The sequence below is a fragment of the Ideonella sp. WA131b genome (assembly GCA_023657425.1).
In the GTDB taxonomy this organism is placed as follows: domain Bacteria; phylum Pseudomonadota; class Gammaproteobacteria; order Burkholderiales; family Burkholderiaceae_C; genus Rubrivivax.
Map to the genome: position 1 here is coordinate 923,311 of JAGTJW010000002.1, position 20,442 is coordinate 943,752.

The following is a 20,442-nucleotide window of genomic DNA, read 5'->3' on the forward strand; positions in this document are numbered from 1 at the left end:
TCAGAGACGCTGCTTCTGCATGAAGTCGTCGAACGTGGCCTCGGAGAAGCGGAACCAGAGGTTCGAGTCACGGCGGAAGGCCATGTAGTCGTCGTGAATCTTCTTGAAGGCCGGGTTCTTGGCACCGATTTCGCTGTACAGCTCCTGCGAGGCCTTGAAGGCACCGTCCATCACGTCGCGCGGGAACTGGAACAGCTTGGTGCCGGCGGCCACCAGCTTCTTGAGCGCGGCGGGATTGCGCGCGTCATAGCGGGCCAGCATCTCGGTGGCCGCATGCGAGGCCGCGGCCTCGAGCACCGCCTTGTTCTCGGCAGAGAGTTCGTTGAAGGCCGCGCTGTTGATCCAGAACTCCAGGCCGGCGCCGCCTTCCCAGAAGCCGGGGTAGGCGTAGTTGGGGGCCACCTTGTTCAAGCCGAGCTTCTCGTCGTCATACGGGCCCACCCACTCGGCGGCGTCGATCGTGCCTTTCTCGAGAGCCTGGTAAATCTCGCCGCCGGGGATCATCTGCGGCACCAAGCCCAGACGCTCCATCACGCGGCCGCCGAACCCACCGATGCGCATCTTCTGGCCCCGTAGGTCGGCCAGGCTCTTGATTTCCTTGCGCCAGAAGCCGCCCATCTGCGAGCCGGTGTTGCCGCCGATGAAGTTGACGATGTTGTAGCTGGCGTAGAACTCACGCATCAGCTTCATGCCGTTGCCTTCCATCATCCAGCCGTTGATCTGGCGGGCGTTGAGGCCGAACGGGACGGCAGTGCCGAAAGCGAAGGCTTCGTTCTTGCCAACGAAGTAGTAGGGCGCCGTGTGGCACATCTCGACGGTGCGGTTGCGCACCGCGTCGTCGACGCCGAACGCCGGGACGATTTCGCCGGGCGCTGCCACGGTGATCTGGAAGCGACCACCGGTCATCGCGCCGACCTGCTTGGCGAAGATGTCGGCAGCTCCGAAGATCGTGTCCAGTGACTTCGGGAAACTCGAGGCCAGGCGCCAACGGATGTTGGCCTGCGCGTGCACGGCCGGCGCAACACCCGCGGCCAGCACACCGGCCAGACCCGCGTTGCGGACGAAGGAACGACGTTCCATGGTAATCATCTCCTCAAGATCGGAAAGGGAAGGGACAGCAGGCAGGCAGGACTGCCGAAGAAACCCGCAAATTCTAGGAGTCGGTGCCAGGGCTCCCGGGCGGGTTTTCCCGCTCGGAGACAGGAGGGCGACACGGGCTCTTGGCGGCGGCACGCAGCGTCAACGCCGCAGGCTGAAAGCGCCCTGAGTGTCGGCCGCGGAACCCACTCCTGCAGGAGACGCCGCTCAGGCCCCGGCGAGCTTGAGCCTGGGCACCAGCACCGAACCGACGGTCTTGCTGCCCTGGGTGTAGGCATCGGCGCCGATCGCGGCAATGTCGCGGAACATGGTCTTCAAGTTGCCGGCGATGGTGACCTCGTGCACGGGGTAAACGATCCGGCCACCCTCGACCCAGAATCCGGCAGCGCCCCTTGAGTAGTCGCCGGTCACGTAGTTCACGCCCTGCCCCATCAGCTCGGTGACGAACAGGCCACGATGGAGCTTCTTCAGCATGGCATCGAGGTCGTCCGCGGAGCGGGTGCGGCGGCTGCGCATGACGAGGTTCTGCGAGCCCCCGGCGTGGCCGGTGGTCTTCATCCCCAGCTTGCGTGCCGAGTAGCTGCTGAGGAAGTAGCCCTGCGTGACACCGCCTTCGACGACGCGCCGCGCGCGCGTGCGCACGCCCTCGTCGTCGAAGGGTGCGCTGCCTTTGCCCTTGCGCAGGTGCGGGTCTTCATCGATGTCGATGTGGGTCGCCAGCACGGCCTTGCCCAGACTGCCCTCCAGAAAGCTGGCCTTGCGGTAGAGCGCGCCGCCCGAGGTGGCCTGCACGTAGGCGCCCAGCAGCCCGGCAGCCACCGTGCTCTCGAACAGCACGGGCACCTCGCCGGTGGCCACGCGCCGGCTCTTCAGCCGGGCGAGGGCTCGCTCGGCGGCATAGCGGCCCACGGCTTCCGGGCTGGCGAGCTCGGCCGCGTCGCGCATGCTGCTGTACCAGCCGTCGCGCTGCATGTCGCGGCCCTTGCCCGCGATCGGACTCACCGAAAGATAGTGGCGCGAGCTCGCATAGCCGCCCCGAAAACCACGCGTGTTGCCGGCCCAGAAATGCGCCTGCTGGGCGGAGACGCCGGCTCCTTCGCTGTTGGTGATGCGGCGGTCGACAGCCATGGCCGCAGCCTCGCAGCGGCGCGCCAGCTCGGCCGCAGTGGCGGGGTCGATGACCCAGGGGTGGAACAAGTCCAGGTCTCGCGCGGCTTCGTCAACATCGGCCAGGTCATCAGATTCGGGCAGTCCGGCCGCGGGGTCCTCGGCCGTGAACCGGGCGATGTCGTAGGCAGCCTGCACCGTGCGGCGGATGGCCTGCGGCGAGAAATCGGACGTGCTGGCGTTGCCTCGCCGCTGGCCGAGATAGACGCTCACGCCCAGGCTCTTGTCGCGGTTGCGCTCGACGTTCTCGAGCTCACCCTTGCGCACACTCACCGAAAGGCCCACGCCCTCGCTGACTTCGGCACCGGCGTCGCTGGCGCCGAGCGTGCGTGCGATCTGCAGCGTGTCCTCGACCATTTGCTGGAACTGCGCCGGCTGGAAGGCGAATCCGGAAGGGTCGCGCGGGGAGGACGTCATGCGGGGCGGCGGCGGTGAGTCTCGGAAGGCAAGCTGCGCAACAATCATAGCCCTGTCGTTTACCAACACCCTCGCACGCCCGGCGAGCATCCCCCGATCCCATGCCCCGCAAAGCCGCGCCGCACCGTGGCCTCGACGTCCACTACGGCGACGTCGACCCCGACGACACCGATGGTCGGCCGAGCAAGTCGGCCCTGAAGCGCCAATCGCACGATTTGCAGGCGCTGGGACTTGAAGTGGCCGCATGGCCTGAGCAGCGGCTGGCCGCCGCACCGATGCCCGAGGCCTTGCGCGAGGCCATCCTTGAGTACCGCCGAACCAAGAGCCATGAGGGCCGCAGGCGACAGCTGCAGTACGTGGGCAAGCTGATGCGCGGCGCCGACGAAGCAGCGCTCCGCGAGGCCGTCGCCGCCGCGAAGCTGGGTTCGGCGCGCGAGACGCTGGCGCTGCACGAGGCAGAGCGCTGGCGCACCGAGCTGATCGCCGACGACGGCACTGTCGCCCGCTGGCTGCAGCAGCATCCCGGCACCGACACGCAGCAGCTGCGCAGCCTGGTTCGCGCCGCGCGCCGCGACGCCGTGGCGCCCGAGGCGCGGCAGCCCCGGAGCCACCGCGAGCTGTTCCAGTTCATCAAGGCCGCGATGGCCGGGGGCGACGCCGCTCCGACTGAACCCGCCGGGGATTTCGCGCCGTGAGCCTGCGCTCGGCCGCCCGCAGGGCTCATGCCGGAGTGCGGCGCACGAGGGCACTCCAGTGAGCAGCATCTTCGATTCCGTCCGCGTCGGCGTGGTCTCCATCAGTGACCGCGCCTCGGCCGGCGTCTACGAGGACAAGGGCCTGCCGGCCTTGAAGGCCTGGCTCGGCCGTGCGCTGAAGAACCCGATCGTGTGGGTCGAGCGGCTGATTCCCGACGAGCAGGACGGCATCTCGGCCACCCTGGTGGATCTGGTCGACGGCGAGCGCTGCGATCTTGTGCTCACCACCGGCGGCACGGGCCCTGCGCTGCGCGACGTCACGCCCGAGGCCACGCTGGCGGTGGCTCACAAGGTGATGCCAGGCTTTGGGGAGCAGATGCGGCAGATCTCGCTGGCCTTCGTGCCCACTGCGATCCTGTCGCGCCAGGTGGCGGTGATCCGCGGCCGTGCGCTGATCGTCAACCTGCCGGGCCAGCCCAAGGCCATCGCCGAGACGCTGGAAGGCCGGCCCGGTGCGACGCCCCCGGTGCCCGGAATCTTTGCAGCCGTGCCCTACTGCATCGACCTGATCGGCGGCCCTTACCTCGAAACCCACGAGGCCGTTTGCAGCGCCTTCCGGCCGAAGTCAGCGCTGCGGCCACCGCGCGCCTGAGGGCGCAGGCGGCAAAAACCGGGTCGGCTGCGCCTACTTGACAAGCTGGTTCAGGCGCTCGGCATCGAAGGCAGCTTCGGTTCTTGCCTCTTGTGGCACACAGTCGGCCACGGGCAGCTCGCGCGAGCGCGAAGAGAGCTTCTCGATGGCCTGCCACAGCAGCGCGATCTGTTGCTCCTGGCTGCCGGCGCTGTCGATCAGGCCCTTCAAGGCTTGCGCCAGCGGATCGTCGCCCTGGGTCAGCCCGTAAGCGGAAAAGCCCCTCTTGACAGCCAGGCTCTGGCGTTCGGCATCGCGTTCGGCGTCGGCAGGGCGGGCGACGATGCGCGCCGGGATGCCCACCGCCGTGGCGCCTGCCGGCACCGGCTGCAAAAGCACCGCGTTGGAACCGACGCGCGCGCCGTCGCCGACCGTGAAGCCACCCAGCACCTTGGCACCGGCGCTGACGATGACACCGCGACCCAGCGTCGGGTGCCGCTTGGCACCCTTGTCGAGCGACGTGCCTCCCAGCGTGACGCCGTGATACAGCGTGCACTCGTCGCCGACCTCGGCGGTCTCGCCGATGACCAAGCCCATGCCGTGGTCGATGAAGACGCGGCGGCCCATGGTTGCGCCGGGGTGGATCTCGATGCCGGTGAGCCAGCGCGAGATGTGCGACACGAAGCGCGCCGGCCAGCGCAGGCCACGCCGCCACAAGGCGTGCGCCCAGCGGTGCATCACCAGCGCATGCAGCCCTGGATAGCAGCTCAGCACCTCCCAGCTCGAACGCGCGGCGGGGTCGCGTTCGAGGATGCAGGCGATGTCTTCGCGAAGGCGTTCGAACATGCGGCCAGTGTAGCCAGCGGCGCTCAACCCTGCTTCGGCCGTCCGTCAGCGGGCCGTGGCAGGCCGTCGGCGGCGGCTTCGACGGCTCGTGCGATGCCGCGCAGCAGGTGCAGCTCGTCAGCCGTGGGCTGCGCGCGGTTGAGCAGCTGGTTCAGCCGCGGCAGCAGCTTCTTCGGTGCCGCGGGATCCAGGAAGCCGATGCGCACGAGCGCCCCCTGCCAGTGCGCGAGCGTGGCCTGCACGGCGGCCACGTCAGCCACCGCGCTGCGGCGCAACGCCGGCCGGGCCGGCACGACGGCGTAGCCGCCCAGGGCCTGGCGCCATTCGTAGGCCACCAGCTGCACGGCCTGCGCCAGGTTGAGTGAGCCGTAGGCCGGGTTGGCCGGGATGCTCAGGCAGACATGGCAACGCCAGACGTCGTCGTTGGCCAGACCGTGGCGCTCGCGACCGAACACGAAGCCCACGCGCAGGCCTGCCAGCTGCTGCGCCACCAGCGCCGCCAGGTGCTCGCGCGGCGCCACGGTCGGGGGGCCGAAGTCGCGCGGCGTCATCGCCGTGGCACAGGCGTGCGTCACTCCGTGGAGCGCCTCGGCCAGCGTGGGCACCTCGCGCACGGCGTCGAGCACGTCGGTGGCCCCACTGGCCAACGCCACGGCCTCATCAAGCCTGTGCAGTCCGGGCTGGCGTGGCGCCACCAGCACCAGTTCGGAAAAGCCCATCGTCTTGAGCGCACGGGCCGCCGCGCCGACGTTGCCGGCATGGCTGGGGCGCACGAGCACGAAGCGGGTGGAGTCGACGGCGGCGCTCATCGACCGCACGGCCGGGCTGGGAGTGGGCGCATAGAATCAAGGGTTTTCGCGGATCAGAACGGCCGATTATTCGGCCGTCTTGCGGGCCCCTGGCCCTGCCGCGCGATCTTTTCCAACCGTTGCCACCCCAGCCCGCCATGACGCAGTCACTGCACCCCATGCTCAACATCGCCGTCAAGGCGGCTCGCACCGCGGGTTCCATCATCAACCGCGCCGCGCTTGACCTGGAAGTGCTCAAGGTCGGCAGCAAGGGGCCCAACGACTTCGTCTCGGAGGTCGACCGCAACGCCGAGGCCGCCATCATCGAGACGCTGCTGGAGGCCTATCCGGGCCACGGCATCCTGGCCGAGGAGAGCGGCCGCGAGCACGGCGCGCGCGACAGCGAGTACGTCTGGATCATCGACCCGCTGGATGGCACGACCAACTTCCTGCACGGCTTCCCGGTCTATGCGGTCAGCATCGCGCTGGCCGTGCGCGGCCAGGTGCAGCAGGCGGTGGTGTACGACCCGACGCGAAATGATCTCTTCATCGCCAGCAAGGGCCGCGGCGCCTTCCTCAACGATCGGCGTCTGCGGGTGAGCAAGCGCACCCGCCTCTCGGACGCCCTCGTGGGCACGGGCTTCCCCTTCCGCCGTGGCGACAATTTCAAACGTTATGTGAAGATGTTCGAGGAGGTGATGCAGTCCTGCGCCGGGCTGCGCCGCCCGGGGGCTGCGGCACTGGACCTCTGCTATGTGGCCGCCGGCTGCTACGACGGCTTCTTCGAGATGGGACTGAACCCCTGGGACATGGCCGCGGGATCGCTGATGATCACGGAGGCTGGCGGCCTGATCGGCAACTTCACCGGCGAGAGCGACTACCTGCACCAACGCGAGGTGGTGGCCGGCAACCCCAAAGTCTTCGGTCAACTCGTCAGCATCCTGGCGCCTTACACGCGCGTGATCAAGGACGAGCCCGCCGTGCCGGGACGCAGACCTGCGCCCCCCAATGCCGATGCCGTGCTGCAGTCTGAGGCGGTGGCGCCCACCAGCAAGACCCCGGTGCGCGTCCGCCGTGCCGCGCCTGCCGGCGACGACGCCCCGATGTGAGCGTCGGCGGCTGCCTTCAACCGAACCCCATCCACCAAAGTCCGTGGAACACGTGGCCCCAGACCAGGATGTTGAAGCCCAGAAGCGCGAACACCCGTGAGGCGGCCCAGAACGCGCGCGCCCGCCGGTCGCAAGCCGGCTCGCCGGTGAGGACGTAGAGCACCCGGTCCAGGACAGCCGGCGCCAAGGTGCCGATGATCAGCGCGCCCATCACCCAGTAGAACACCGTCATTCGGCGATTGTGCGCAGCGGCCCCGGGTAGGCGGGGCCGCTGGCGGGCAGGCGCCTGCTTCGGTGCAGGGCCAAGGCGGAGAGCTTTCAGTCGATCGTGATGCCGCCTTGAAGCACGATGGTCGTCGGGAAGCGGCCCTCACCGGTGGCCACATTGCGGTTGGCGCCGCTGGTGCGCACGCCGTCCGACAGCTCGTTGTCGCCGCCCACGCCCTGGAACGAGATCTGCGAGATCGGCGAAGCCGCCAGCGCCTGCGCCACGGTGGTGGCCGCCCCGCCGCAGTCCTGCACCAGCGCAAACGAGCTCAGCGGGATCGCGTAGTCGGTGGCAGCCTGCGCGGTGGGCGTGACCACGCGGCGCAACTGCAGCCGGCAGGTGCCGCCACCGGCCGTGTAGCGCTTGCCCAGGTCCATCACGATCATGAAGTTCTTCGTCGTGCTGCCGAACCACTCCGGGTTCTGGCCCAGCTTGAAGCGCAGCGTGGTCTGCGAACCCACCTGCACGCCCGGGGTGTCCGCGGTGTTGCTGAAGCCGCCCGTCACTCCCGGCGCCTGCACGAAGATGCCCATGTACATGGCCGTGGCCGGGCTGGGCGTCGTGTAGTAGTAGAAGAAGAAGCTCTCGGCCGCGGTCTTGGTCGGTGAGAACTCGCCGCCGCCGCCGCAGTTGATGGGCTGCCCGTTGCAATTGAAGCCGTCGAAGTTGCTGCCGCTGAAGCCGCCGAACTCGCCGCCTTCGATCGTGCGGTTGCCGGTGGCGAAGCCTGTGGAGAAGGTCAACGGCCCGCCGCCGCTCGTCGGCGCTGCCAGGAGCGTGACCGCATCGAAGAAGTAGGACTGACCCGGGGGCGCGTCGACGGTGCCCAGGCGCGGCAGCAACACGATCTTGTTGAAGGTCAGCGCCGGGTCGACGCCGGAGAAGGTCCAGCTCAGGGTCTGCCAGCCCACCACGACCGCTTCGTTGGCCTGCACGTCGCCAGAGTTTGCGCCGTTCGGGCCTTCGATCTTCATCACCATCGGGATCCCCGCCAGGGGCGAGTGCACCTGGGCGGTGATGGTGCGGCGCGTCGCCGTCAGCGGCACCAAAGTCTCGATGATGCCCAGCGCATAGACCTGGCCACCCGAGCGCAACACCCTGAAGCTGTTGCCTGAGCCGCCGCCCGCCGGACCGGCCGTGACATTGCTGCCTTCGGCGCCCTCGAATCCCGCCACCGTCGGCAGGATGGTGTCGAAGTTGGCGAGCACGGTGCCGGCAGCCGCCGGTGGCGCTGGGTTCTCGATGAGCGAGATGGCATCAAAGAAATACGACTGCCCCGGCGGCGCATCGACCGTGCCCAGGCGCGGCAGCAGCACGACCTTGTTGAAGGTGAGCGCGGGGTTCACGCCGGAGAAGGTCCAGCTGAGCGTCTGCCAGCCCACGACGACGGTCTCGTTGGCCTGCACGTCGCCGGAATTGGCACCGTTCGGACCTTCGATCTTCATCACCATCGGAATGCCTGCCAAGGGCGAGTGCACCTGGGCGGTGATGGTCTTGCGCGACGCCGTCACCGGCACCAAAGTCTCGATGATGCCCAGCGCATACACCTGGCCGCCCGAGCGCAACACCCTGAAGCTGTTGCCCGAGCCGCCGCCCGCCGGGCCGGCTGTGACGGAGCTGCCCTCGGCGCCCTCGAAACCCACCGCGCTGGGGGACACTGTGTCGAAGTTCGCGAGCACCACGGTGCCACTGGTGGGCGGCGGCGGTGGCACGGTGTTGAAGGCCTTGCTCGCCGACACGGCGGCGTTGCCGGCCCCGGTGGCATCGCTGACATTGTTGGCCGCCACCGTGATCTGCACGGTGCCCGTGCTGGCCGCGTTGGGCGTCACCACCAGCGTGGCGCTCGTTCCCGACAGCCGCGTGAAGGCGCCCTTGGCGCCCCCGATGACAGCCACGTCGTCGGCCGTGAACGAGGTTCCCACGTCGCGGTTGAACGAAAACGTGAATGTGATCGGCCCGGTGGCCGTCTCGGCGCTCACGTTGTTGGTGATCGTCACCACGGGTGCGGCCGGTGTGACGACGCTGCCGGGCTGATCAGGCGGTGCCTCGCCGCCGCCGCCGCCGCAGGCGGCCAGCGAGAGCGCGAGCGCCACCGCCAGGGCGGCCAGAGGAGGGCGGGGCTGGGGGGTGGTCATGGCAGGCTGTCCTCGGGTGGTGGAGTCCGCGGACTCCGAGGCATGGATGAGCGAAGGCTCTGAAAGCGCTTTCATGAGTATGGTGATGAGGAGGCGTCGTTGACAAGGGTGTCGACCTCCTCGCTTTCCCGTAGGCCGGGCCGGGCGTCGGGGTCGGCACGGCTTCAGGGCAGGCTGATGCGGGCGAGTTGCCCCGGTGGCACGGTGAGCCGCTGGCCGTCGCTGAAGCGCACCTCCAGCGGCGCCTTGCGGGCGTTGAACGCCAGATAGGTGCGGCGGCCGTCGGCGCGCCGGAACACCGCGTGCAGCGGCGTGTCGGCGGTGATGCCGAAGTCCGGCAAGCCCTTGTCCTGCAGCCCGAGCATGAAGCTCAGCGCAAAGCTGCGCGACGCGCCGATCTCCACCGAGCCCCAGCGGTCCCAGGTCTTCAGCGCCTCCTCGGGGTCGGCCAGCGCCAGGTACTTGGCGAAGATGTCCTGCCAGATGTCGCGGGGCGGCGGCGGGTTGGGCTTCCTGGCGATGCGGTTCCACAGCGCGGTCTCGGCCGGCAGTGTGGCCTGGCTGCGCCTGACGAAGGCCGGGTCGCGCCCGAGGTAGGTGTGGGCCGTCGTCACCGGCAGCAGGTTGATGCCCTTGATCTGGCGCGGGTCGTCGGTCCACCAGGTGTTGTGCTGGTACATGCCGCCGAACAGCAGGCTGACCTCGGCGTTCCTGTACTCGGGCGCGAACACCAGGCCGTGGATGTCGAACCAGTAGTGGTTGATGGCCTCGATCTCGCTCGTGTAGAGGTAGACGCCCAGGTCGCGCAGCGCCTGGTTGCCGGTGATCTCGCCCCAGAGGATCAGGCCGATCCAGGCGTTGATCGACTCGGAGGACGACTCGTTGTTGTTGCCGAACTCGCCCACCCCAATGCCGTTGGCCCAGGTGTGGGACTCGTAGGGGTCCCAGTTGCGCAGGAACGGAAAGTCCGCGCGGCCGCGCTCGGCGGTGGCGATGTCGGCGATCAGCAGCTCGATCATCCCGCCCCAGCGGTCGCGCGCCATCCAGGCCGGGTCGCGCAGCGCCAGCTCTGCGGCGGTGCGGATCCAGTAGCCGTACCAGAAGTGGTGGTCGTTGATCTCGGCCACGGCGAAGAACTCGTCGGGGTAGATCGACACCAGGCCCATGGCCTCGTCGCGCTGCACGTAGCCGCGGCTGCTGTCGCCGCCGAGCCACTCTTCCATGCGCTTCTTCGTCATGTCGAGCAGCCGGTCGCGGCGGGCGAGGTCGCCCTGCTGCTCGAAACGCTCGGCCAGCTTCATCGTGCGCAGCAGGCCCTTGCCCGCCCAGTAGGCGCTGCGGCCCTGGCGCTGCAGCTCGCGGCCGGCGGTGGCGAAGTCCTTGTCCATCACGTCTTCGAGCTGCGCCTGGCGGGGTGATCCCGTGATCGCCGGCCAGAACGGCACGAAGCCGTTGTAGCGGGTGCTGACGGTGAACTGCGGCGCCGCCAGCAGGCGCAGCGGACCGCGCACGGTGTTGAACGCCAGCCCGAGCCGGCCCTCCACCGCGGCGTTGCGGAACCAGTGGTGCGGGTAAAGGCCCAGCAAAGGGCCGTTGTCGGCGCCTTCCATCACCTGCGTCGTGGCCGTGAAAGTGGTGTCGACGCGGCTGGCGGCCTCGTCGTAGCGCCACTCGACGCGCGTGCGCGTGATGAAGGCGTAGGCATGGCGCGTGAACAGCGCCAGCGTCTCGGCCTTGTTGTCGGGAAGTGCCGCCACCGACAGGTAGCCCTTGCCGGCCGGCAGCCGCGCCAGCCACTCGGTCGGCGACACCGCCTCCCAGGCCACGCCCGTGGGCCCGAACAGCGCATAGGTCTTGGTGCCCACCTGGAGTGCCAAAACGCGCGGGTCGGCGCCAGCATGCAGGCGCTGGCCGGCAGCCGGCAGCCGCACGCGCAGGTCGCCACGCGTGACGCGCAGCGACGCGAACGGGTGGCCGCGGGCCACCGTGGTGAGCAGATCGTCGGCGCCACGGGCCATCGAAATGTCGATCGACCAATCGTCGGCGTTGGCCAGCAGCGCCCGGCCGGGCTCGAAGGCCACCGGGCTGATGATCAACGGGTCGCGGTGGGGATAGCGGATCTCCACGTCCTGCCGCACGGTCGCGACCGCCTCCTTGGACGGCAGCGCGAACTCCAGCCCGGCCGGCGTGGCCTTGACGGTGATCGGCTGCACGAACACGGCCTCGGGCTTGTCGCTGAAAGCCAGCGTCGAGTACCACTGGTTGGTCGGCGCCGCCCGCTTCAGCATGGCCTCGGTGCGAAACGGCGCGCGGGGTACAGGCTTGTCACCCGGCTTGGGGGAGAGGAGATAAGCGCCCTCGCCCAGCTTCACAGGCTGGGCCTCGGCCGGCAGCGCCGCCATCGCGACGGCGGCGAGAACCAGCATCGCGCTCGCTGCCCGCCAGAACCGGAGGGCCCAGAGGGCCGAAGCCGCCGCTCGGGTGTCGAGGCGGGCGTTGCAAGCCGTCATATCAGCATCCCCTGTGGGCACAGACACGTTCTGCGCGACGATTGTTTGTGAAAGCGCTTTCATCCTGATCTCGCGTTTACCCGCACGCGTCAGGTGGGGCGTGGCCGATCCGGGCTGCGCGAGGGTAAACACGCAGCCACCGCGCGTTGACGCGGACGCGCCGCGGACCGTATTCTGTGAAAGCGCTTTCAACGCAACCCCACCCAGCCCCAGACGGCCCGAGCCATGCAGCACACCCCCTCTCGTCCATTGGGTCTCCAGGCCCACTCTGCTGAGCCACCGCGGCGATCGGCCCGCCGGCTGGTGTCGCTGGCGCTGTGCGTCTCCGGGCTGGTCTACGGCCAGGCCGCGCTGGCTCTGGAGTGGGGCCCCTTCAGCCTGACCGGCTTCGCCAAAGCCAGCGTCAGCCGCGTCAGCAACGGATGCGAAGGCTGCCAGCGCGAGCCCGACGCCAACCGCCACTTTCTTTGGGCCGACGACGTCGTCTTCGGCAAGCGCTATGGCGGGCTCACGACCGACAGCGTGCAGTTCCAGCCCACGCTGGGCCTGAAGTTCGATCTGCCCAAGGGCTTCAAGCTGTCGGCCGCGTACTCGCAACGCCTGCGCGACGGCGAGCCCGACCTGCCCGGTGTGGTCTACGAGCGCAGCGCGACGCTGTCGCACGAGTTCTACGGCACGCTCGCGATCGGCAACTTCCCGTCGCGCAGCTGGAACCGGGCGGACTTCCCCTATGCCTCTGACGTCGGGCAGACCGCCTTCAGCGACTCGGGCGCCGCCTACGGCATCCTCACCCATGCCGTGCGCTACACCTCGCGCGAGCTCTTCGTCGCCGAGGGCAACCTGGTGCTTGAACTCACCTACGACCAGGGCGATACGAACTTCAAGCGCAACAAGCCTGAGCTGTACGAACTCTGGGCGCTGTGGGGCCGCGGGCCCCTGCTGGTGGAGGCCGTCGCCCAGTCGGCCCGCAATGGCGCGGCCGGGGCCTTCGCCAAGGCAGGCTTCACCGGCCTGACACCCTTCCCCGAGCGCGACGATGGCCAGCTCGGCGGCAACAGCCAGGGCATCTTCATGCTGCTGGCGAAGTTCCAGATCGGCACCGCCTACGAGCTCTCCGGCGGCCTGCGTTTCAACCGCTGGAGCGGCGCCTACGCCGTGGCACTGACCGCGGGCTCGCAGGCGCAGTGGAGCAACGCCTTCAACGTCGACTGGAACGGCGTGGACGCGAAGGGCGTTCGCAACCCCGGCTACTCGGCAAGGTCCACAGACTTCATGCTCGGCTTGCGCAAGTACGTCAGCCCCAAGCTGGTGGCCTACAGCGGTCTCACACTCCTGGGCCGTGCGTCCACCGCCAATCCCAGCGAGCGCGGTCAAAGCAACTCGGCCACCTTTGCCAGCCTGGGCGCCAGGTACGACCTGGGCAGCGGGCTCAGCGTTTCGGGGTCATTGAACGGGGTGTGGTACCGCAGCAAGGGACTGGCCCCGCTGAGCATGCCCGCGCACGACGCCTTCTCGAACGTCGACTCCCGCGTTGCCAGCCGTGGCAACTGGTTGTCGCTCGAAGCGAACTACACGTTCTGAGACCGAGGTTCCCCATGATGTCCAACCGGCTCCCCAAGCTGCCCGGCAGCACCCGCCGAACCCTGGCCTGCGCCTTCGTGGTGGCCCTCGCCGCCGGGCTGTCGGCCTGCGGCGGCGGCGGCTATACGCCCAGCGCCGTATCGCAGAGCGCCGAACGGCGCGAGCTGCCCCAGGCGCTGCTGACACGCGCCGCGATCAATTACTCGCCGTACCGCACATCGAGCGGGCCCGCCGACCTCGCCAACGAGGTCATCACGCCGGCCCATGTGCTGGAGGACCTGCGCCTGATCCAGGCCACCGGCATCGGCACCATCCGGCTGTTCAGCAGCCGGGCCTTCGCAGAGACGGTGCTGAAGGTGATCCGCGACAACAACCTCGACCTGAAGGTGCAGCTCGGCGCATTCCCCAATCCGGCCAGCACCCCTGCCGCCGAGGCCGAGAACCAGGCCGAGCTCAACGCCTGCATCCAGCTGGCCAACGCGTACCCCCAGATCGTCGTGGCGGTCAGCGTCGGCAACGAGAAGCTGGTGGAGTGGTCGGCCAACCGCATGGAGCCGGCGGTCATCGCCTCGTACCTCCGCAAAGTGCGCGCCGCAGTCAGCCAGCCGGTCACGACCAACGACAACTGGCTGATGTGGTCGAAGGTTCCCCGCGAGGTGGCCGAGACCATCGACTTCGCGGCCGTGCACGTCTACCCTTTCCTCGACACCTTCTACGACCCCACCAAGTACGACTGGCGGCAGAAGTCCGTGCCCGAAGCACAACGTGCCAAGGCCATGATCGACGCCACCATGGCCGAGGCCAAGAAGCAGTTCGAGGACGCGCGCGCGGGCCTGGCCAAGCTGGGCCTGGGCAATATCCCGATGGTCATCGGCGAGACGGGCTGGGCCGCGGTCGACACCAACGGCGGCCCGAGCCTGGCTTTCCGCGCCCACCCGGTCAACCAGAAGATGTACTTTGACGCGCTGCAGGTGTGGGCGCAGCAAGGCCGGCTCGACAAGCAAGGGCCGAAGGCGATCTTCTTCTTCCAGGCCTTCGACGAGCCCTGGAAGCAGGGCGACGACGGCTGGGGCCTGTTCAACGCGCAGCGCCAGGCGCGTTACACCGTGCAGTCGCTGGGCACCTGCGGCGTGACCTGGGCCTGCGAGCCCGGCAGCTACACGCTCGCCGACGCGGTGAAGTGGGTGCCGCCGACACTGGCCGCGCCCGTGACGGCCAGCCGCTACACGCTGTTCGCCGACACCGCCGTGCCGGGCGAGGAGCGCGCCACCGGCTTGCGATGGGACCCGTTCGTGGCCACCGGCTACCGCGACAGCAGCGCCGGGCCGGCTTCGCCGGACGGCGGCGTGCACTTCGAGATCACGCCCAATCCGGCCAACTTCGGCTGGGGTCTGTTCCAGTACTCCGGCACCGGCGTGCTGGCCAACCTGAGCAACTTCGCGGGCGGACAGCTGAGCTTCCAGGTGCGCAGCGACGGCTACCCGGGCAAGATCGAGGTCGGCATCAGCACCGACACCGAGGACCGCGACATCCAGGAGGCCTTCCTGCAGATCGCGCCCGGCCAGTACGGCTACTGCAACAGCAACAGCTGGTGCGAGGTGTCGATCCCGATCTCGGCCTTCGTGGCGGCGAATCCCAAGCTCGACCTGCGCTACGTGAACTTCCGCTTCATCGTCGCCGACCGCTTCAGCTTCACCGACAAGCCGTTGAACCTCACCGGTCTGCCGCTGGTTCGCATCGACAACCTGCGCTGGACACGATGACCGGCAAGCCCGCCGCCGCACCAGCACCGCTGCACTGGGTGCTGAGCGCGCGCGACGCACGCCATGGCCAGACGCTGCGCCTGGCGCCGCAGGCGGCGCTGCCTCCGGCCGCCGAGCCGCCGGCCCACGCCAGCGCACCGGCGCGCCTGTGGGTCGACAGCACGCGCCGCTTCCAGCGCGTGCTGGGCTTCGGCGGCGCCTTCACCGAGGCCGCGGCCACCACCTGGCTGAAGCTGTCGCCGGCACAGCGCGAGCGGCTGCTGCGCGAGTACTTCTGCCCCCAGCACGGCCACGGCTACACGCTGTGCCGCGTGCACATGAACAGCTGCGACTTCGCCCTGGGCAACTACGCCCACGTCGAGCGCGACGGCGACTTCGCACTCGAGGGCTTCAGCATCGAGCGCGACCGCCAGGCCCTGCTGCCGATGATCCAGGCCGCGCAGCGCATGGCCGGCCGGCCGCTGCAGCTGCTGGTGTCGCCCTGGAGCCCGCCGGCCTGGATGAAGGACACCGGCCGCATGAACGAGGGCGGCACGCTGCGCCCGGCGTGCCGCGATGCCTGGGCGCAGTGCTTCGTGCGCTTCATCCGCGCCTACGAGTCCGAGGGCGTGCCCGTGTGGGGTGTGTCCGTGCAGAACGAGCCCGAGGCCACGCAGCGCTGGGACTCCTGCCGCTACAGCGCCGAGCAGGAGCGCGACTTCGTGCGCGACCACCTCGGCCCGGCGCTGCACGCAGCCGGCCTGGGCCACGTGCGCATCGTGGTGTGGGACCACAACCGCGACGCCATGGTCGAGCGCGCCAGCGTCATCTACGGCGACCCCGAGGCCGCCCGGTACGTGTGGGGCACCGGCTTCCACTGGTACCTGGAAGACCACTTCGACCACGTGCAGCTGGTGCACGACGCCTGGCCCGACAAGCAGCTGCTGTTCACCGAGGGCTGCCAGGAAGGCGGCCCGCACTGGGGGCGCTGGGAGCTGGCCGAGCGTTACGCGCGCTCCATGATCAACGACCTCAACCGTTGGACGGTGGGCTGGATCGACTGGAACCTGCTGCTCGACGAGCAGGGCGGCCCCAACCATGTGGGCAATTTCTGCAGCGCACCGATGCTGGCCGTGCCGGCCGAAGACGGCCTGCACGCGCAGAGCTCGTTCGCGGCGCTGGGCCACTTCGCGCGCTACGTGCGCCCGGGCGCCGAGCGCGTGCTGGCCGCGGCCACGCGCGAGGCGCTGGAGTGCACCGCCTTCGCCAACCCCGACGGCAGCCTGGCGCTGGTGGTGCTCAACCGCAGCGAGCACGACCTGGCCTTCTCGCTGGCGATCGACGGCGTGGCACATGCCGCCGACCTGCCGGCCCATGCCATCGCCACCTACTGGCGCGGCGCCGCGCGATGAACGGCTGGCCCGCCTCGGCGAGCCCGACCGACTGACCCCCACCGAAAGCCGTCCATGTCCACCACCGCCACGACGCACAAGGTTCCGTTCCGGCACAAGGTGGCCTTCGGGCTGGGCATGCTGGCCAACCAGATGTTCCCGGCCGCCCTGGGCATCTTCATGGTCGTGCTGGTGCAGGACATGGGCTTCCCCACCTGGATGTGGGGCATCCTCTTCTTCCTGCCCCGGGCCTACGACGCGGTGCTCGACCCGATCATGGGCTTCATCTCCGACAACACGCGCTCGCGCTGGGGGCGGCGGCGGCAGTACGTGTTCATCGGCGCCATCATGCTGGGCGTGGCCTTCGTGATGATGTGGCAGCTGTATCGCGAAGACGGGCTGGCCTACAACTTCGCCTACTTCCTGTTCTGGTCGCTGGTGTTCTTCACGGGCCTCACGGTCTTCAGCATCCCGTACGTGGCCATGGGCTACGAGATGAGCGACGACTTCCATGAACGCACCAGCATCATGGCCGTGGCGCAATGGATCGGCCAGTGGGCCTGGGTCATCGCGCCCTGGTTCTGGGTGGTGATGTACGACCCGGCCTGGTTCCCCAATGCCGACACCGCCACGCGCACGCTGTCGGTGTGGGTGGGCGTGGCCTGCATGCTGCTGGCCATGGTGCCGGCGATCTTCCTGCCCAGTCGTTCGACCCGGGATGACACCCACCTGGTGCCGCTGACCCTGGCCAACATCGGCCGCGGCTTCCAGGAGCTGCTGGATGGCTTCAAGGAGGCCTTTGCCTGCGCGCCCTTCCGCAAGCTCTGCGGCGCCACCTTCCTGATCTTCAACGCCTTCAACACGGTGGCAGCGTTTTCGTTCTTCATCGTCGTCTACCACCTGTTCAACGGCGACACGGCGGCAGCCGGCATCTGGCCGACGCTGTTCGGCAGCATCGGCGCGCTGATCACCACCTTCGCCGTCATTCCCACGGTGGCCTGGATGTCCAGGCGCTTCGGCAAGAAGACGGCCTTCATGCTGTCGCAGGGCGTCTCCATCCTGGGCTATGTGCTGCTGTGGTTGCTGATGGTGCCCGGCAAGCCCTGGATGTTCATGCTGGCGCTGCCCTTCTTCAGCTTCGGCATCGGCGGGCTGTTCACGATCATGATGAGCATGACGGCCGATGTGTGCGACCTCGACGAGCTCGCCACGGGCAAGCGACGCGAGGGCATCTTCGGCGCCATCTACTGGTGGATGGTGAAGCTGGGCTTTGCGGTGGCCGGGCTGCTCAGCGGTGCCATCATGGCCTTCGTCGCCTTCACGCCGGGCGCGCCCATGCAGCCCGCGGGCGCCGTGGATGGCCTGCGCCTCTTCTACAGCGGTGTGCCCATCTTCGGCACGCTGCTGGCGATGTGGATCATGCGCAGCTACGACCTCGACGAGGCCCGCGCCACCGAGGTGCATGCCGAGCTTGAGCGGCGCCGGCAGCGCGCGACGGCGGCTTCGTCGCAGGGCTCGGGCGCACGCACCTGGCTGGCCGACCATGGCTTGGAGCTGCCCGTCGCACAGCGCTCGGCCCTGGCCGGCCTCGGTGCCGCCGAGGTGCAAGCCCTCTTCAAGCAGCAGCGCGCCGAGCGCCTGTACGGCCTGTGCTACAGCGCCTACGGGCCGGGTCAGAAGGCCGGCGACGTGCTGGCACCTTCGCAGGTGCGCCGCCGCGTGGCGCTGGTGGCTCCGCACACGCGCTGGCTGCGCTCCTTTGCCTGCACCGAGGGCCACGAGCTCATCCCCGCGGTGGCGCGCGAGCACGGCCTGAAGACGATGGTCGGCGCCTGGATCAGCGCCGACCGCGAGCGCAACGAGCGCGAGATCCACGGCCTCGTCACGCTGGCCCAGGCAGGCCTCGTGGACGTGGCCGTGGTGGGCAACGAGGTGCTGCTGCGCGGCGATCTGCCCGAGGCCGAGCTGCTGGCGCTGATCGCCCGCGTGAAGGCGGCTGTGCCCGACGGCGTGCGCGTGGGCTGCGTCGACGCCTACCACCTGTTCCTCGAGCGCCCGGCGCTGGCCGAGGCCTGCGACGTGCTGCTGCCCAACTGCTACCCGTTCTGGGAGGGCGCCGACGTCGCCTGGGCGCCGCACTACCTGCGGCGCATGCTCGCGCTGGTGCAGGCCGCCGGTGGCGACAAGCCGGTGATCGTGGCCGAGACCGGCTGGCCCGACGGCGGCGAGGCCGTCGGCCCCGCCGTGCCCTCGCCCGAGAACGCCATGCGCTACTTCGTCGACGTGCAGCAGTGGGCGCGGCGTGAGGGCGTGAAGCTGTTCCACTTCGCGTCCTTCGACGAGCCCTGGAAGCGCCAGCAAGAGGGCGTGGTGGGCACGCAGTGGGGGCTGTGGGACCAGGACGAGCGGCCCAAGCACCTGGGCTGAATCCCCTGCCCCGCACAGCGTGCGGGAGCTGCCGCCGACAATCCTCGGCATGCAACGACTGCCTCCGCCGCTCAACGCCGTCCATGGCCGCCCAGCGCTTCCTGCCGCCGCCGGCCGTGCGCGCCGGTGCGCCGGCCGCGGCGTCGAGGGAGGGGAGCCACGATGGATCTGATGAACCTGGCCATCGGCGTCGCGGGCCTGCTGGTGTTCGTCAGCGTGCTCGCGGGGCTGTATTCGGCGCGTGCCGGGCTGTCCTTCCTGCTCGTGTTCCTGGTCATGGGCATGCTGGCCGGCGAGGATGGCCCGGGCGGCATCGTCTACAACGACGTGACGATCTCGCTGTGGGTGGGCAGCGCGGCGCTCGGCGTGATCCTGCTGGACGGCGGCCTGCGCACGCGCCTGTCCACCTTCCGCACCGGCCTGAAGCCAGCCTCCTGGCTGGCCACCGTGGGCGTGCTCGTCACCGCGGCGCTCACCGGGGTGGCCGTGTGCCTGGCCTTCGGGCTGCCGCCGCTGCTGGGGCTGCTGGCCGGTGCCATCGTCGGCTCCACCGACGCGGCGGCGGTGTTCGCACTGCTCAAGAGCTCGGGCCTGCGCGTGAGCGAACGCCTGTCGTCGACGCTGGAGATCGAGTCCGGCCTCAACGACCCGATGGCCGTGTTCCTGGTGCTCACGCTGTCGGCAGCGCTGATCCGACCCGAGGACGCCACGGCAGGCGCCATGCTGTGGACCTTCGGCCAGCAGGCCGTGCTGGGCACGCTCATCGGCCTGCTCGGGGGCATGGGTGCCGGCGCCCTGCTGAACCGCCTGCCGCTGGGCGGCGCGGCCGAGGGTCTGACCGCCCTGCTGCTGCTGGCCGCCGGGATCGGCGTGTTCGGGGGCGCGGGCTGGCTCGGCGGCTCGGGCTTCCTGGCGGTGTATCTCTTCGGTCTGGTGGTGGCGCACCGCGCCAGCGCGGTGGTGGAGCGCGCGCTGGCCGGCATGGACGGCTTCGCCTGGCTGGCGCAGGCGATGCTGTTCCTGCTGCTGGGCCTGCTGGTCACGCCCAGCCGGCTGCTCGACCACTGGCTGCCGATGCTGGCCGTGGCACTCGCACTGATGTTCGTGGCGCGGCCGCTGGCGGTGGCGCTGTGCCTGAAGCCCCTGCGCTTCTCGTGGCAGGAGATCGGCTTCATCTCCTGGGTGGGGCTGCGCGGCGCGGTGCCGGTGGTGCTGGCGCTCATCCCGATGATGCTGGCCGTGCCGCAGGCGCGGGTGCTGTTCGACGTGGCCTTCGTGGTGGTGCTGGCCTCGCTGGTGCTGCAGGGCTCGACGATGGTCTGGGCGGCGCGCCTGTTCAACGTCAACCTGCCCGACGCACAGGACGAACCCGCCGTGCGCGTGGTGTTCGGCGACTTCGCACTCGACGCCCGCGCACCCGTGCGCGACATCTGCAGCTTCTACGGCCTGCCCGACCCGGGCTACGACGGGGCGGTGGCCGACTGGATCGCGCGCGAACTCAAGCGCCCTGCCGTGGCCGGCGACGGCATCGACTGGGGCCACGCACACTTTGCCGTGCGCGACATGGACGGCAAGCGCGTGGCCCAAGTGGGCCTGCTGCTTTACCACGCCCCCGAACAAGATCCCGGTTGAGCCGG

General features: G+C 69.4%; 15 protein-coding genes. 8 read left to right on the forward strand and 7 right to left on the reverse strand.

Features of this window, described 5'->3' with window-relative positions; genetic code table 11:
* Both KA711_14350 and pmbA read right to left on the reverse strand, forming a co-directional pair.
* On the reverse strand, positions 1 to 1,080 hold the full coding sequence (locus tag KA711_14350) for a TRAP transporter substrate-binding protein (GenBank protein MCM0610149.1): 1,080 nt from the start codon (positions 1,078 to 1,080) through the stop codon (positions 1 to 3).
* 225 nt (positions 1,081 to 1,305) lie between these two features.
* Positions 1,306 to 2,682, reverse strand: coding sequence for a metalloprotease PmbA (gene pmbA, locus KA711_14355; GenBank protein MCM0610150.1), 1,377 nt, complete (start codon positions 2,680 to 2,682; stop codon positions 1,306 to 1,308).
* Between the two features lie 101 nt (positions 2,683 to 2,783).
* Between pmbA and KA711_14360 the strand changes: the two genes are divergently transcribed.
* A complete protein-coding gene (locus tag KA711_14360) occupies positions 2,784 to 3,377 on the forward strand; it encodes a DUF615 domain-containing protein (GenBank protein ID MCM0610151.1) in 594 nt (197 codons plus the stop codon).
* Between the two features lie 58 nt (positions 3,378 to 3,435).
* Entirely contained in the window at positions 3,436 to 4,029 is a 594-nt protein-coding gene (gene mog, locus KA711_14365; GenBank protein ID MCM0610152.1) for a molybdopterin adenylyltransferase, read from the forward strand.
* A 33-nt stretch (positions 4,030 to 4,062) separates the two neighbouring features.
* Here the strand turns inward: mog and cysE are convergent, their stop codons facing one another.
* Both cysE and KA711_14375 read right to left on the reverse strand, forming a co-directional pair.
* Positions 4,063 to 4,854, reverse strand: coding sequence for a serine O-acetyltransferase (cysE, locus tag KA711_14370; GenBank protein MCM0610153.1), 792 nt, complete (start codon positions 4,852 to 4,854; stop codon positions 4,063 to 4,065).
* Between the two features lie 23 nt (positions 4,855 to 4,877).
* The gene (locus tag KA711_14375) at positions 4,878 to 5,663 is read right to left on the reverse strand and encodes an RNA methyltransferase (GenBank protein MCM0610154.1); all 786 of its coding nucleotides are present in this window, start codon (positions 5,661 to 5,663) and stop codon (positions 4,878 to 4,880) included.
* A gap of 137 nt (positions 5,664 to 5,800) precedes the next feature.
* Between KA711_14375 and KA711_14380 the strand changes: the two genes are divergently transcribed.
* On the forward strand, positions 5,801 to 6,751 hold the full coding sequence (locus tag KA711_14380) for an inositol monophosphatase (protein MCM0610155.1): 951 nt from the start codon (positions 5,801 to 5,803) through the stop codon (positions 6,749 to 6,751).
* Positions 6,752 to 6,767: 16 nt separating this feature from the next.
* On the opposite strand, the gene KA711_14385 is transcribed toward KA711_14380, so the two are convergent.
* The 3 genes from KA711_14385 to KA711_14395 all read right to left on the reverse strand — a co-directional run bounded on the left by KA711_14385 (position 6,768) and on the right by KA711_14395 (position 11,580).
* Positions 6,768 to 6,983, reverse strand: coding sequence for a hypothetical protein (locus KA711_14385; GenBank protein MCM0610156.1), 216 nt, complete (start codon positions 6,981 to 6,983; stop codon positions 6,768 to 6,770).
* An 86-nt stretch (positions 6,984 to 7,069) separates the two neighbouring features.
* On the reverse strand, positions 7,070 to 9,154 hold the full coding sequence (locus tag KA711_14390; protein MCM0610157.1) for a hypothetical protein: 2,085 nt from the start codon (positions 9,152 to 9,154) through the stop codon (positions 7,070 to 7,072).
* A gap of 164 nt (positions 9,155 to 9,318) precedes the next feature.
* Positions 9,319 to 11,580: a hypothetical protein gene (locus KA711_14395; protein MCM0610158.1), complete on the reverse strand. Its 2,262-nt coding sequence runs from the start codon at positions 11,578 to 11,580 to the stop codon at positions 9,319 to 9,321.
* Between the two features lie 309 nt (positions 11,581 to 11,889).
* Here KA711_14395 and KA711_14400 point away from each other — a divergent pair, with 309 nt between their 5' ends.
* The 5 genes from KA711_14400 to KA711_14420 all read left to right on the forward strand — a co-directional run bounded on the left by KA711_14400 (position 11,890) and on the right by KA711_14420 (position 20,437).
* Positions 11,890 to 13,245, forward strand: a complete 1,356-nt coding sequence (locus KA711_14400) for a hypothetical protein (GenBank protein ID MCM0610159.1) — start codon at positions 11,890 to 11,892, stop codon at positions 13,243 to 13,245.
* A gap of 14 nt (positions 13,246 to 13,259) precedes the next feature.
* Positions 13,260 to 15,008 carry a hypothetical protein gene (locus tag KA711_14405; GenBank protein ID MCM0610160.1) on the forward strand — a complete coding sequence of 583 codons (1,749 nt, stop codon included), beginning with the start codon at positions 13,260 to 13,262 and terminating at the stop codon, positions 15,006 to 15,008.
* Entirely contained in the window at positions 15,005 to 16,399 is a 1,395-nt protein-coding gene (locus tag KA711_14410) for a glycoside hydrolase family 30 protein (GenBank protein ID MCM0610161.1), read from the forward strand. The genes KA711_14405 and KA711_14410 overlap by 4 nt, the downstream gene beginning before the upstream one ends.
* 54 nt (positions 16,400 to 16,453) lie before the next feature.
* A complete protein-coding gene (locus KA711_14415) occupies positions 16,454 to 18,805 on the forward strand; it encodes an MFS transporter (GenBank protein ID MCM0610162.1) in 2,352 nt (783 codons plus the stop codon).
* A gap of 162 nt (positions 18,806 to 18,967) precedes the next feature.
* Entirely contained in the window at positions 18,968 to 20,437 is a 1,470-nt protein-coding gene (locus tag KA711_14420) for a potassium/proton antiporter (protein ID MCM0610163.1), read from the forward strand.
* The last annotated feature ends 5 nt before the right edge of the window (positions 20,438 to 20,442 follow it).